At 63.5% G+C, this 13,855-nt stretch carries 14 protein-coding genes; 6 read left to right on the plus strand and 8 right to left on the minus strand.

All coding sequences use genetic code 11. The annotated features are described in order from the left end of the window. Both ABF821_RS16360 and ABF821_RS16365 read left to right on the plus strand, forming a co-directional pair. On the plus strand, positions 1-1,530 hold a 1,530-nt coding region (locus ABF821_RS16360; RefSeq protein ID WP_415530787.1), incomplete at its 5' end, for a S10 family peptidase. A 198-nt stretch (positions 1,531-1,728) separates the two neighbouring features. Continuing rightward, complete coding sequence (locus tag ABF821_RS16365; protein WP_415530788.1) at positions 1,729-2,487, plus strand: glyoxalase superfamily protein; 759 nt, start codon at positions 1,729-1,731, stop codon at positions 2,485-2,487. 58 nt (positions 2,488-2,545) lie between these two features. Here the strand turns inward: ABF821_RS16365 and ABF821_RS16370 are convergent, their stop codons facing one another. The 6 genes from ABF821_RS16370 to ABF821_RS16395 form a co-directional block, all read right to left on the minus strand. Then, positions 2,546-3,043 carry an HD domain-containing protein gene (locus ABF821_RS16370; RefSeq protein ID WP_415530789.1) on the minus strand — a complete coding sequence of 166 codons (498 nt, stop codon included), beginning with the start codon at positions 3,041-3,043 and terminating at the stop codon, positions 2,546-2,548. Between the two features lie 118 nt (positions 3,044-3,161). Further along, positions 3,162-3,671, minus strand: coding sequence for a RidA family protein (locus ABF821_RS16375; RefSeq protein ID WP_182973483.1), 510 nt, complete (start codon positions 3,669-3,671; stop codon positions 3,162-3,164). A gap of 7 nt (positions 3,672-3,678) precedes the next feature. Beyond that, complete coding sequence (locus ABF821_RS16380) at positions 3,679-4,098, minus strand: c-type cytochrome (protein WP_182973482.1); 420 nt, start codon at positions 4,096-4,098, stop codon at positions 3,679-3,681. Next, complete coding sequence (locus ABF821_RS16385) at positions 4,098-5,699, minus strand: flavin monoamine oxidase family protein (RefSeq protein ID WP_182973481.1); 1,602 nt, start codon at positions 5,697-5,699, stop codon at positions 4,098-4,100. Before ABF821_RS16385 ends, ABF821_RS16380 begins: the two co-directional genes overlap by 1 nt. Before the next feature lie 293 nt (positions 5,700-5,992). Then, positions 5,993-7,417, minus strand: coding sequence for a M20 family metallopeptidase (locus tag ABF821_RS16390; RefSeq protein WP_415530790.1), 1,425 nt, complete (start codon positions 7,415-7,417; stop codon positions 5,993-5,995). A 288-nt stretch (positions 7,418-7,705) separates the two neighbouring features. Next, a complete protein-coding gene (locus ABF821_RS16395) occupies positions 7,706-8,497 on the minus strand; it encodes a helix-turn-helix transcriptional regulator (protein ID WP_415530791.1) in 792 nt (263 codons plus the stop codon). Between the two features lie 89 nt (positions 8,498-8,586). On the opposite strand from ABF821_RS16395, the gene ABF821_RS16400 reads away from it, so the two are divergent. After that, positions 8,587-9,345: a class I SAM-dependent methyltransferase gene (locus ABF821_RS16400; RefSeq protein ID WP_415530792.1), complete on the plus strand. Its 759-nt coding sequence runs from the start codon at positions 8,587-8,589 to the stop codon at positions 9,343-9,345. A gap of 296 nt (positions 9,346-9,641) precedes the next feature. Here the strand turns inward: ABF821_RS16400 and ABF821_RS16405 are convergent, their stop codons facing one another. Continuing rightward, complete coding sequence (locus ABF821_RS16405; RefSeq protein ID WP_415530793.1) at positions 9,642-10,559, minus strand: LysR family transcriptional regulator; 918 nt, start codon at positions 10,557-10,559, stop codon at positions 9,642-9,644. A 102-nt stretch (positions 10,560-10,661) separates the two neighbouring features. On the opposite strand from ABF821_RS16405, the gene ABF821_RS16410 reads away from it, so the two are divergent. Beyond that, positions 10,662-11,696, plus strand: coding sequence for an aldo/keto reductase (locus tag ABF821_RS16410; protein WP_415530794.1), 1,035 nt, complete (start codon positions 10,662-10,664; stop codon positions 11,694-11,696). A gap of 19 nt (positions 11,697-11,715) precedes the next feature. Beyond that, positions 11,716-12,780 (plus strand): SDR family oxidoreductase, encoded by a 1,065-nt coding sequence (locus ABF821_RS16415; protein ID WP_415530795.1) that lies wholly within the window; start codon positions 11,716-11,718, stop codon positions 12,778-12,780. Positions 12,781-12,904: 124 nt separating this feature from the next. Here the strand turns inward: ABF821_RS16415 and ABF821_RS16420 are convergent, their stop codons facing one another. After that, a complete protein-coding gene (locus ABF821_RS16420; RefSeq protein WP_415530797.1) occupies positions 12,905-13,519 on the minus strand; it encodes a glutathione S-transferase family protein in 615 nt (204 codons plus the stop codon). A gap of 109 nt (positions 13,520-13,628) precedes the next feature. Here ABF821_RS16420 and ABF821_RS16425 point away from each other — a divergent pair, with 109 nt between their 5' ends. Beyond that, complete coding sequence (locus ABF821_RS16425) at positions 13,629-13,823, plus strand: hypothetical protein (protein ID WP_415530798.1); 195 nt, start codon at positions 13,629-13,631, stop codon at positions 13,821-13,823. Positions 13,824-13,855: the final 32 nt, after the last annotated feature.

Below are 13,855 nucleotides of genomic sequence, written 5' to 3' on the forward strand. Positions count from 1 at the left end.
CACCCCGCCCAACCCATCGAACGGACCAGCAGCGGCACGATCACGATCGACGGCAAACCCGTCGCCTACCAGGCCGTCGCCGGCACATTGGTCGTGCACCCCCATGGTTGGGACGATTCCGACGAGACCGTCCAGCACCAGACGCCGGGCAGCGACGCCCATGCCATCGACGGCAACCCCGACGCCACGGCGTCGATGTTCTATGTCGCCTATTTCCGCAAGGACAGCCGCCCGGACTCCCGCCCCATCACCTTCGTCTATAATGGCGGGCCGGGCTCCTCCTCGGTCTGGCTGCATATGGGCGCCTTCGGCCCGCGCCGGGTGGTCACGAACGACGACACCCACACCCCCGCCAGCCCCTACCGGCTGATCGACAATCCGCAAAGCCTGCTCGACGTCACCGATCTGGTATTCATCGACGCACCGGGCACCGGCTTCGGCCGCCTCAACGGCAAGGACAAGGAAAAGCTGTTCTGGGGCGTGGATGCCGACGGCCAGGCCTTCACCAGCTTCATCACCCAGTTCCTGGCGAAATACGGCCGCTACAACTCGCCGAAATACCTGTTCGGCGAAAGCTACGGCACCATGCGCTCGGCCGTCCTGGTCAATGACCTGCAAAATCAGGAAAATATCGACTTCAACGGCGTCATCCTGCTGTCGCAGATCCTCAGCTACGACAACAGCGTGGACGAACCGGCGCTGAATCCCGGCATGGACGAACCGTTCGTGCTGGCCCTGCCCACCTACGCCGCCACCGCCTGGTATCACCACAAGCTGCCGCAGCAGCCCGCAGACCTGAAGGCGTTCCTGGCCGAGGTCGAGCATTTCGCCAGCACCGACTATCTGGCGGCGCTCCAGCAGGGCGCAGCCCTGCCCGATGCCGACCGGGCACGGATCGTCGAGCGGCTGCACGCCTATACCGGACTGCCCGCCGACTATATCCGCCGCGCCGACCTGCGCATCGACGGCGGCGAGTTCTCCAAGACCCTGCAATCGGACGACGGCATGACGACCGGCCGCCTCGACACCCGCTTCTCCGGCCCCGCTCTGGACCCGATGAGCAAGGAAGCCGATTACGACCCGCAATCGACCGCCATCAGTTCGGCTTACGTGTCCCTGTTCAACGATTACGTGCGCAAGACGCTGAATTACGGTGACGGCCTGACCTATCGTCCGGAAATCGACATCCAGCACTGGAACTTCCACCACGCAGCCGGCGGCGGCACGGAATCCGACGGCCCGGCCAACGTGATGCCAGACCTCGCGGAGGCGATGAAGACCAACCCGACCCTGAAAATCATGCTCAATGCCGGCTATTTCGACCTGGCAACCCCGTATTACGAAGGGGTCTACGAAATGCGCCACCTGCCGATCCCGGCCGCCTTGCAGAAGAATATCGAATTCCGCCAGTACCAGTCAGGCCACATGGTCTACGCCAACATCCCGGCCCTGACCCAGTTGCACGACAACATCGCCGACTTCATCCGCCGCACCGACAATCAGCCCAACCCGGCATCGGCCACGCCGTAACACGGCAACACGCTGCCGATTTCATTTGACGCCGGCCGGCCACGTCGTAAATTCGTGGCCGGTTCGACGCGACCAGCCGCCTGCGGCCCTTCCGGCCACGGTGAACGCGTCTTCGGTCCAGCCCCCTCCTGTTCGGGCGAACCCGTCAGCAACGCAGGCCCTGATCCCGACGGTTCGCCCTGACAGACGAGGTTGGGTATGCGTACCTTCAGACACGCCAAGCTCATGGCATCGACTCTCCGCGCGGCACTCGCGGAACACGGCACCCCGATCACCTCATCGGAAAGCCTGGAAATCGTAGCGCGACAATTCGGTTTCCGGAACTGGAACACCCTGGCCGCCCGCATCGCGGCGGCCGAACGCCAGGCCACACCCGCCCGCCTGCCGGAAGGCTGGTTTGCCGCCGGCACGACCCCCGAAAACTACAGCATCGGCGTGGAACCGGAACCCGGCGGTACGGCGCCGCGAATCCTCACCATCGACTGCCTGTTCCAGGCCGACGACCCGGACGCCGCGCGGATCGAAAAAGGGTTTGCCACCCTGATGCAGGCGGTCGATGCCCGCCCGTTCATCGGCCGGCGCCTGCGCTTCTCCGCCCGGCTGGCAACCCGCGACGTTACCGGCCATGCCACCATCTGGATGCGGGTCGACGATGGCAGACCGACCCCGATTCTCTTCGACAATCTGATCACCCGCGAAAGCGGCGGCGCGGTGACCGGCACATCGGACTGGACGACGCGGCACATCGTCCTCCAGATCCCCGACGATGCCGAAAGCCTTCATTACGGCATCCTGCTGACCGGCATGGGCACGCTCCGGGCTCAGGATATTCGCCTTGAGGAAGCGGGAGCGGACGACCCCATCACCGCCACCCGGCAGCATTATCAGGACCAGCGACGCCGGCGCCGCGTCATCGAGGGCGATCCACGCAACCTCGATTTCTCCGTCCTCACATAGGCACCCGACGGCCATCCGCCCCAATATCCGGGGGCGGATGGCTACAGGTGCCCGGACATCAGTCCACGACCATCGCGGCCATCATGTACAATCCGGCATCACCCTTGCCGAGACGACGCAGGATCTCGCGCTGTTCATGCAGGAAGAAGCTGCGCCGCCGGGTTTCGTAGCGCATGATCTGCGCCGTATTGTCGATCAGGCTGGCAATGCAGATGGTCTGCGCTTCGGCCGAAGCCCGGGCCAGTTGTTCGTGGTCCACCGGCCCCGGCAGATCATCGGCCAGGCAATGTGCCGACATCGTCACCATGTCCACCAGCGACGCCACATCCGGCCCGAAGATCGCGACGAGTTCCGCCAGCGTTACCGGCGTCCCCTCAAGAACATCATGCAGCCATGCCGCCGCCACCACCTCCGGGCGCGCCCCTGTCCCGGCAACCAGTTCGGCCACCCGCATGGGATGCGTAATGAACGGCTCGTCAGTATAACGGAGGCGCTGGCCGCTCGCGGCATGGATCGATGCCGCAAAAACCGCCGCACGCCGTACCAGATCCGTCACCTGCCGGTCCTCCCCTCCGCTTATGCTCCGTGCTTAATGCCCGGACATATCCATAGGTTCCCACGCAGGCCGATCATCGGAATCCTCCGGGAGGGAGAAACCCCTCCCGGAGCCTGTATCAGTGGGTGCGCACCGCAACCACTTCGATCTCGACCAGCCAGCCGGGATTGGCCAGATGGGCGACTTCGAACGCCGAGCGCGTCGGCAGCTTCGGCTGGGCCGGCGTGCCATAGAACTCGGTGTAGGCTTTCATCATCCCCGGAAAGTCGATCTTGCCCAGCTTCGGATCGGCGACCAGATAGATGTGCATATTGACGACATCGCCCATGGTCAGCTTCAGCTTGGCCAGTTCGCCCTGAATACGGGTCAGCGCGCCGCGCACCTGGGTTTCCGTATCGCCATAGGCCGCCAGCGTCTTCGGATCGGCGGTCTTGTCGACCGGCGGGGCGCCCATGCCGCTCAGATAGATGGTCGTGGCCCCCGGCGGCACCTCGATCGCGGTGGAAATCGGGAAATGGCTGCCCGGCTCGCTGTGCCGCACCACATCCGCCGCTCCGGCGGCGGAAATCGCGCCGCCCGCCAGCACCGACGCCAGCGCGGCGATGCGGACTGTCCTGAAAATCGTCATATCCCTGTCAATCCTCTTCAGATCTGATGGTCGGATGCTGGGCCGCAACATCCGCCGGCTTCACCATGTCGGTGTAATGATTGCCGAAATGGGTGCGGATATAATTCACCACGTCCGCCACCTGCTGGTCGGTCAACATGCCGGAAAACCACGGCATGCCGCCAAATCCGTTCAGTACGACATAGACAGGGTAATCCGCGCTGGCCAGCTTGGCATTTCCCGCCAGTGCCGGGAAGCGGGCACCGGCACCCTCGGCCCCCTTGGCGTCAGGCATGTGGCAGCTCTGGCAGACATGCTGGTACACGTCGGCCCCGGTCTTCAACGGCTGCATCTTGCCCACGACGGCACTGGCACTGTCGGCCCGCGCCTGCGGAGCAAGGAACGCGCCGGCCGTCAGGCCGGCCAGAAGTAGAAATACGGACCGCATCAGGCAGCTCCCTGCGCGTGTTTGTGCAGACGGGTAATGGCATCCAGCGACGACAGGATGGCCCCCTCCTGCCAGCAGCCGACATACGACGCATGCTCACCGGCCAGCACGATCCGGTTGTCGATCGCGCACAGCGCCTTGTAATGGGTCTTGCGCGCCTGTTCCGACCACATGGAACAGCAGCCGAGGGTCCACGGCATGCGGCTCCACGCCATCGACACGCCGGTACGGAATTCCTGGCGATAGTTGGCATGAATGGCCGTGCCCTGCGCCAGACCGTGCTCGATCCGCTCGGCCGGGGTCATGCCCGCGAAATCATAGGCCGCCGGCCCGAACATGTAGCCACCCAGCAGAACCGCCGGCCCATCCGAGAAATAGCCGTGGCTGGGATAGGAAATCTGGCTGATCGGCTGGTTGGTGAAGCTGATGCCGCCATAGATCTGGTCGTCCTGCTCCCAGAACCGGCGCTTGAATTCCAGCCCGAGCTTGACCGACGACGCATAGGGCACCGCCGCGATCGCCGCCTTCATCGGGCCGCTGACCTGCACGTCGAGCTGCGACAGAATCGTCAGCGGGATGGTGCAGACGCAATAATCCGCTTCCGCCTGCCGCACCGCGCCGCCATGGGCCATGTCGTTATAGGTCACCGTCACATGACGGTCGTCCTGATGGATCGCCGTCACCTTGCAGTGCAGCGTGATCAGGTCATGCACCTGGCGGTTGAAGCCCTTGCCGATCTGGTCCATGCCGCCGACCGGCTGGAACATCGTCGTCTGCATGTCCAGCCGCTCGTGGAACGCGATCCACTGCCACAGGCCAGACCGCATGACATCGCCCCGCGCGAACAGGTCAGAGGGCACGGGCGCGCCGTCCATCCCGCCACCCTGCGGCTTGGCAAAGCCACGACGCAGCGAGCTGATCGCCCCCTTGCGATACGCGCCATCGGCCGTCAGCCCGCCCCAGCCGCGCATCGCCGAGACGACATGAGCCCGCTCGTCGTCCGAGACCACGTCGTCCAGCTTGTGCTGGTTGATCGCCTTGGCCAGCAGTTCCGCCGTAAAGCCCGTGAAATCCGCAGCGAAATCGCGGTAGCGCACGGGCTTGCCGTCGAATGCATCGCTGGAATGCAGCCAGGAATTATGATTCAGCTCGACAAACGGCTCCAGTGCGACGCCGAAGGTCTTGCAGTAATGCAGCAGGCCCTGGTGATGATAGGGAATCCGCCACGGACCGGGGTTGATGTAGTTGCCCGGAGCGAACTGCACCTTCTGCACCGCCCCGCCCAGTTCGGTCAGGGTGTCCCCGCCGCGCAACGAGATGTTGCGGCCGCCGGCACGGTCCTGGAACTCCAGGATCTGGACCTGATAGCCGGCCTTGCGCAGTTCGTACGCCGCCAGCATGCCTGCCAGGCCGGCCCCGAGTACCAGCACTTTCGTCCCCGGCTTGCCGCCGCTCAGCGCGGGCGGCCCCTGGAAATCCGTTCCCGCGGCGTGGCCCAGGCTCGTCATGGCCTGATACAGGGCGGCGCTGCCCCCCAGGATACCGATTCGTGTCAGCATCTGGCGGCGCGTGGCCACCGGACGCCGAAAAGCGTTTGTCATCAAGTTCTCCCAGCAGACAGGACAGAAAACCTTACCATTAACGACACCCTCCGGGCAGCACGACCGTCCGAAGGCGGAAACACCATGCCCGTTTACAAGGGTCCGTCCCGTATGGGCAATGACATAATCCCCTTATCGTAACGGTTTTTTCAGGGTGTCCCCCTCGACGGGACGAAAAGACATTTGTTTCCCGGACCTTTCCGGCATCAAAAAAAATTTCTGCGGCAGAACGTGCTTTAAATGCAACTTTGAAACAAAAAAATCTTTACCGCACGTCCATTAAACCAGAAAGGTCAGGAAGACTGCCTCATAACCGGCGGCACAAGATCCGGCGGCATCGGACTGACATAGGGGCATTCGGCCAACCGGGCGGCATGGTCCCGCCGGGCACGCGCCAGCAGTTCCGGGTCCGACAACACATCCACCGCCGTCGCCGCCATGACCTTGGCGACATGGACCATGCCCTTGTGCGCGACCGACGATTTGCCCTGCGCCGTCATCTGCCAGGAATGCAGCGCCGTACCGATGGCGCAGGTCGCCCCCAGCGCCTGGACGGTCGGCACCGTCCAGCTCACATCTCCCACATCGGTCGAGCCCAGCAGAATCGGCCCGGCCGGCGACGGATACGGCAGCACGACATCGCACAGCGTCATGTCGCTCGTCGGCGGCAGCCCCACCTGGCGGAACGCCGCCACGATATCCTCCGGCGTGAAGGTCTCCTGCATCTCCCGGGCGAACGCCCGATCCGCCGAATCGAAGGGCGGCGGTCCCAGCCGTTCCAGATTCGCCTGCATCGCCGCCTCAAGCGGCGGATTCGGCAGCAGGTTGGCCATCCCGCTGACCACCGCGCAGTCCATTCGGGTTTCGGTCATCAGCGCCGCGCCTTCGGCCACCTTGCGCACACGCGCGGCCAGGGCCAGCATATCGTCCAGTTCGGCCGCGCGAACGGTATAGCGAATGACCACCCGCGACTGGACCACGTTAGGCGCCGTACCGCCCGCATCCTGATAGGCATAATGGATGCGCGAACTCGGCAGCATATGCTCGCGCAGATAGTTCACCCCCACATTCATCAGTTCCGCCGCATCCAGCGCCGAACGGCCCAGATGGGGCGCCGCCGCCGCATGGGCCGACCGCCCGGTGAAGGTGAAATCCATGCGCATGTTCGCCAGTGCCGCCGGCGGAAAGACGGTGGCGAAGGCAAAGGGATGCCACGAAATCGCAACATCCACGTCATCGAACACGCCCGCGCGCACCATGAAGCCCTTGCCCGCGCCGCCTTCCTCCGCCGGGCAGCCATAATAGCGCACCCGCCCCGGCATCCCGGTCTCGGCCAGCCAGTCCTTCAGCGCCACCGCCGCCAGCAGCGACGCCGACCCCAGCAGGTTATGCCCGCAGGCATGGCCGTTTCCATCGCCCGACAGCGGCCGATGCGCCATCGCCCCGGCTTCCTGGCTCAACCCCGGCAGCGCGTCATACTCGCCCAGGAAGGCGATCACCGGCCCCCCGTCCCCGGCCTCGCCCATGATCGCGGTCGGCAGGCCCGCCACATCGCGGGTCACGCGAAAGCCCGCCTGCTCCAGCGCCGCGTCATGCAGCGCAACCGAGCGGAATTCACCGAAATTCAGTTCCGGTACCGCCCACACCGCATCGCTCAGCGCGATCAGCGGCCCCTTGCGGGCCTCGACGTATTCCCAGATCCGCGCGCTGTTCCGCATCGCCCGTTCCCAACCCATTCGTCCATGATGCAGGACTCATAACCCGGAACGGCCCCGCACCACCATGCTCCCATGAGGGTTGCGCCCACCCCGGAGCCTTCGCTCCAAGAAAGCGCGCATTTTGGCCCCTAACGAAAACAGAGCCTTTCGGAAGGTTTATTTCCTGCCGCTTCCGCCGGCGGAGGGCGGGCGTGATCGTGATCGTGATCGTCGCCGAGAATCACATGAAGACAGGCGTTCGACAAAACAGACGATAGCCGTTGCCCGACGGCAGGGAGTGCCCGAGCCTCAACCGAGGAAAGGGATGAGCGTCACCACCTTGTACCCAGGATATGTGGCGGGAATCAGCGTGATCTGCTCATAATGAAGCACGCCGTCCTGCGGATGGTTGAACATGCGTCGTCCTCCTTCGCGGGACAGCACTGCGTGGCAGGTCCACAGCCGCTCGAAATCGGAGCTTGCCGCGCGCAGGTCCTCCACCATCGCCTGCATGGCCCCGTCATCCGGCCGGCGGGCGGTATCGGCACGGAACTCCGCAAGAAGCCGTCGCGCGCGATCGGGCCAGTCGTCGAGAAAGATGCGGGCTTCGGGGTTCAGGAAGACATAGCGCAACAGGTTCGGCTCTTCGCCGCCGATCCATCCCGCGAAGAGATGCCGCGCCCCGGCGTTGGCGGCGCGCACGGACCACAGCGCGTCCAGCAGATATGTCGGGGCGGTTACCAAATCCGACATGCGGAGCAGCTCTGGCGGTACCACATGCGAGGGCGCGGCGGCGGGTGCCTGCGGATCGTTCTGACGGGCCAGTTCGAACAGGTAGGTTCGTTCCGCCGACGACAGAAGCAGGGCATCGGCCACCCTTGCGAGCACCAGGTTGGAACAGGCGACCTCGCGCCCCTGTTCCAGCCAGGTATACCAGGTCGTGCTGATGCCACAGAGCTGCGCGGCTTCCTCCCGTCGCAGACCTGGGGTGCGTCGGCGGCCCGGCATCGGGAAAATCCTCGCCCGCTCGGGCGATAACGCCTCTCTGCGGGCACGAAGAAAGGCGCCAAGGGTCCGGCGTTGCTCAGGGATGGAGATCATGGTGGCACTTTTTATACCAGTATAACAATAGACCTTATCCCTGGTTCATGAACCGCCCATCCTGCGCGCGTCAACGGAAAGGAGCGATCATGACAGACACGTCGGACAGTTACGCCGCACGCCATTACGGAGAACGCGCAGCGGATTATGTATCCAGTGCAGTCCACAGCGCCGGAGAGGATCTGGACGAAATCGAACAGGCTGTTGCCGGCAGGGGGTTCCGTCGCGTTCTGGATCTGGGCTGCGGCGGCGGACATGTCAGCTACCGGGTCGCCCCGCATGTGGAGCAGGTCGTCGCCTGCGACGTTACGCCGGATATGCTGGACGCGGTGCGTCGAACGGCGCAAGAACGCGGACTGTCCAACATCGCGACGCAACAGGCTTTCGCTGAATCCCTTCCATTTGAGGATGCCAGTTTCTGCGCGGTTCTCTGTCGCTTCACGACCCATCACTGGCAGGATATGGAGCAGGGATTGCGCGAGGCACGCCGCGTCCTGAAGCCCGGCGGCGTCGCCATGTTCATCGATGTCGCCGCACCGTCACATGTCCTCTGCGATAGCTGGCTCCAGACGCTGGAACTGACGCGCGACATTTCGCACGTAAGGGACTACACGGTGTCCGAATGGGTGTCGGCTCTCGGGCGCGCCGGCTTTGCCATGCAGGCCATGACACCTCGGCGGTTGCGCATGGCGTTTTCCAGTTGGGTCGCACGCACGCGCACCCCGCCCGAACGCATTCAGGCGATCCGCTCTCTGCAACGGGCGGCACCGGACGATGTGCGCGCATATTTCGAGATCGAAGACGATGGCAGTTTCACGCTCGATACTGTCAGTTTCGTTATGTCCTGAGACGACCGATTCCGAAAAGAGAATTATGAGAAAAGGCATGTTGGTATCGACCACACCGTGTCCACAACCAACGATCTCATCAAAAACCTCATGAACCAGCAGGTTCACGAGGTTTTTCTTCGGTTGCATGTCGCATTGAAAACAGACCACGACAGAATCAGTACGGAACCGTGCGCTTAGCGGATGTCGGCATTCGCAGCCTCCATGACATGATGACCCAGTCCCGCGCGGACATTCCAGCCACGCACTTCAGTTCCGCAGCGCGACCGTCAACCATCCTGATTCGACATGATCTTTCATTCCACGCGCCCACGCGCTGCGAGAAAATCGAGCAATGCCCGAACACGCGAGGGAAGCGGACTGCTTCCGCCCGCATGGACGGCGTAGAATGTTTCGTGATCCCCCGGATTGAACCTTTCCAAAACGGGAACCAGTCGTCCGGCGGCGATATCGTCGCGCACGGTAAAGAGCGCCAACCGGGCAAGGCCGTTTCCGCTTAATGCGAGTTGTCTTAGCGCTTCCCCGTCACTGGCCTGAACGCGACCGGATGCCGGATGCACGATCGTCTCATCGTGCTGTTTCAAAGGCCAGCCATCGATCGCGCGGAGATAGCCGAAACCCAGCCTGCGATGCCGGTCCAGGTCGGCGATGGTCTCTGGCACACCGAAGCGGTTCAGATAACCGGGCGCGGCGGTAATGACCGACGGCGTCTCACCCAGCTTACGTGCGACGAGGCTTGAACTTTTCAGCGGTCCGGCACGCACCGCCACGTCCGTCCGCTCGGAGAGAAGATCGATCACCATGTCCGTCTGGACGATATCCAGGGTGATATCGGGATAGAGGTCGAGAAAGTCTGGCAGGATCGGTGCGAGGATATGGATGGCGTAGGAAGCGCTCGTCGTCAGGCGGACACGCCCGAAAGGCCGTTCGCCAGCCCCAGCGCTCCGTTCCGCATCCGCGATATCCGCCAGAATATGCGTGGCGCGCTCGTAGAAGACGCACCCTTCGGGCGTCAGTTGGAAACGTCGTGTCGAACGGTTGACGAGCCGTGCGCCCAGGCGCGTTTCGAGGCGGGCGATCAGTTTGCTGATCGCCGATGGCGTCATCCGACACACCCGCGCGGCAGCCGAGAAGCCGCCCTGTTCGACGATGTGTACGAACACCGCCATTTCGCGTGAACGATTGATCTCGATGCCTGCCATTCGGTCTTTCATATCACAGATGATGTTCCATCCGGCACTCTATATCACGAATTCCCTGCCCCTTATCCTGTCCGCTCACGGCACGCGCATGTGCAGGATCGAAAGGAAGACGGGATGGACTATCGGTCGCTTGGAAAATCCGGCCTCAAGGTTCCGTTGCTCAGCTTCGGTGCCGGCACCTTTGGCGGCCAGGGGCCGCTGTTCGGCGCCTGGGGCAAGACCGACGCCACGGAGGCACGGCGGCTGATCGACATCTGCCTGGATGCCGGCGTCACCCTGTTCGATACAGCCGACGTGTATTCCGACGGCGCATCGGAAGAGGTGCTGGGAGAAGCGATCCGCAACCGGCGCGACAAGGTGCTGATTTCCACGAAGACCGGCCTGCCGACGGGAGAAGGGCCAGCAGAGGCGGGCACGTCTCGCGCGCGACTGCTTCCTGCCGTCGAAGCGTCGTTGCGGCGCCTGGGCACTGATTATATCGATTTGCTCCAACTTCACGCTTTCGACGCCGCAACGCCGTTCGAGGAAGTGCTCGCAACGCTGGACGAACTCGTCCGCGCCGGAAAGGTCCGGTATATCGGCGTCTCCAATTTCTCCGGCTGGCAACTGGAGAAATCGTTGGGAATAGCGGAGCGATATGGCTGGCCGCGCTATGCCGCCCATCAGGTCTATTATTCGCTCGTCGGCCGTGATTACGAATGGGAATTGATGCCGCTCGGACGAGAAGAGGGCGTAGGCGCGCTGGTCTGGAGTCCGTTGGGCTGGGGAAGATTGACCGGCCGCCTGAAACGCGGCGAGAAACTCCCTGCGGACAGCCGGCTGAACCAGACAGCCGCTTTCGGGCCGCCCGTCGATGACGAGCGTCTGTTCCGTGTTCTCGATATGCTGGACGAAATCGCGGGCGAGACGGGAAAGACCGTGCCGCAGATCGCCCTCAACTGGCTCACCTCGAGGCCCACGGTTGCCTCGGTCATCATCGGCGCGCGCGATGAAGCACAACTGCGCCAGAACCTCGGTGCCGTCGGATGGCGCCTCACGGATGAACAGACGGCGCGCCTGGATGATGCGAGCCGGACAGAAGCCGCCTATCCGTATTTCCCTTATTACCGCCAGGCCGCGTTTGCGCGCCTCAATCCCCCCGCCGTCTGATTGCCGAAGGAGACTGGGCATGTCTTATAGCGCACTGATCGTCGGCGCCACGGGAATCGTGGGGCAGAATCTCGCGGCCCGGCTGGTCGCGGATGGCTGGGTCGTCCACGGCCTGGCGCGCCGCCCCCGGCAGGAGGGGCGCGGCGCAATCCCCATCGCGGCGGATCTGCTGGACGCGGAAGGGTTGCGGACGGCCCTGGCCGGAATACGGCCGAGCCACATCTATTTCTGTTCATGGATGCGGATGGCGACGGAAGCCGAAAACTGCCGGGTCAACGGCGCGATGGTGCGAAACGTCTTCGCGGCGCTGCCCGCACCGGGGCTGATCCGTCACGCGGCCCTCACGACGGGGCTCAAGCACTATCTCGGCCCGTTCGAAGCCTATGCCCAGGGCGGTGGCGTACAAACGCCGTTTCGTGAAGAGATGCCACGCCTCCCGATCGCGAATTTCTATTACGATCAGGAAGACGCCCTGTTCGAGGCCGCATCACGCCACGGCTTTTCCTGGAGCGTGCATCGTCCGAGCACGATCATCGGCCATGCCGTCGGCAATGCGATGAATATGGGCTCCACTCTCGCCGTCTATGCCAGCCTCTGTCGCGAGACCGGGCGGCCGTTCGTATTCCCCGGCTCACCCAACCAATGGCATGGCCTGACGGATGTCACAGACGCGCGCCAACTGGCTCGCCACCTGCATTGGGCGGGCACGACCGCCGCCGCGCGGAATCAGGATTTCAACATCGTCAATGGCGACGTCTTCCGTTGGAAATGGCTTTGGCCGGACCTCGCAACATGGTTCGGCATCGAAGCCGCGCCCTATCCAGAAGCCGCGCTGTCTCTGGACGAGATGCTTGCGGAGGATAGCAGGGTCTGGACGAACATGGCGGCGCGTCACGGTCTGGCGGAACCCGACATTCATCGCGTTGCGTCCGCATGGCATACCGATGCCGATCTCGGCCGTCCCGTGGAATGCGTCACGGACATGAGCAAAAGCAGGCGCGCCGGCTTCACGGACTACCAGTACACGCCGGACTCATTCTTTGACCTGTTCGCCAGATTGCGTTCGGAACGTCTGATTCCCTGATTTTCAAAAGCATCGAACGCGACAGCGGGCAGGAATATGTCCGTTGTCGCGGCGCGCCGAGGATGACGACCCGGCGCGCCCTCCAGCATCCGCCTGTATCGGATAGTATTCTCCCAAATATTGCTTATTTCGGTTGCCATTTCAGGAATGCCGGCAGTGCTTCCGCTCGGGCGGCGAGGCGCAGGAGAGCCGGATACGCGTCCCCGGTCATGATGTCGGGGATTTCGTTGCGGGCGAAAGTCCAGGCGACGGCGGTTGAGATATCGGCCTGTGACACCGTTCCCAGCAGCCAGTCACCGGCGCAACGGGCATAGCGCGCATCAAGCATCGAGAAGGCGGCATGGACCTGATCGACGATGCGTTCCGCCCAGGGCTGATACTGCCTGTCCGGCGGCCGGCGCGTCCGTTCGTAGACGAGTTGCACCGCCTTGTCCGCCGCGACCAGGGCGAAGCCCAGCGTGTGGAGCACTTGCGTCCGATCCGGAGCATCCTCCGGCATCAGCCGCCGGGCTGGCGGCAACCCATGCTCGATATGGTCGAGGATCAGGGTCGATTCCATCAGGACCGTTCCATCTTCCGTCATGAGGCTCGGCGCCTTCAGCACGGGATTGATCGCGACGAACGCGGCCTCATCCTGAAACACCGAGAGGGAGACATGTTCGAACGGAACCTCCATCAGCGTCAGGGAAATGGCCACGCGCCGTACGTAAGGAGAATCCAGTTTTCCGACCAGCTTCATAGGTCTTTGCTCCATTCGGGTGAGGAGCCGCTATCTTCCTAGGATGATGGATTTGGCGTAAGTGTCCGGATCGGTCATCTACGCTCCGATCCTGCCAGAGTTCTTGTCTATGTCCGATCGCCCTCTCGTTGTCGTTCTCGCCTATGATGGGCTGTGCGCATTCGAATATGGCTGCGCGATGGAGGTCTTCGCCCTATCGCGTCCGGAGGCGGGGCCGGACTGGTACCGTTGCGTCGTCGCAGGGGTCGAAGCCGGGCCGCTCCGTGCCGGGGCACGCCTGAGTGCGGTGCGACAATCAGGATGAGAAATACGTCAAACAGGATGAGAATCCCGCTG

The sequence above is a fragment of the Gluconacetobacter sp. genome (genome assembly GCF_047721585.1).
Lineage (GTDB): Bacteria > Pseudomonadota > Alphaproteobacteria > Acetobacterales > Acetobacteraceae > Gluconacetobacter > Gluconacetobacter dulcium.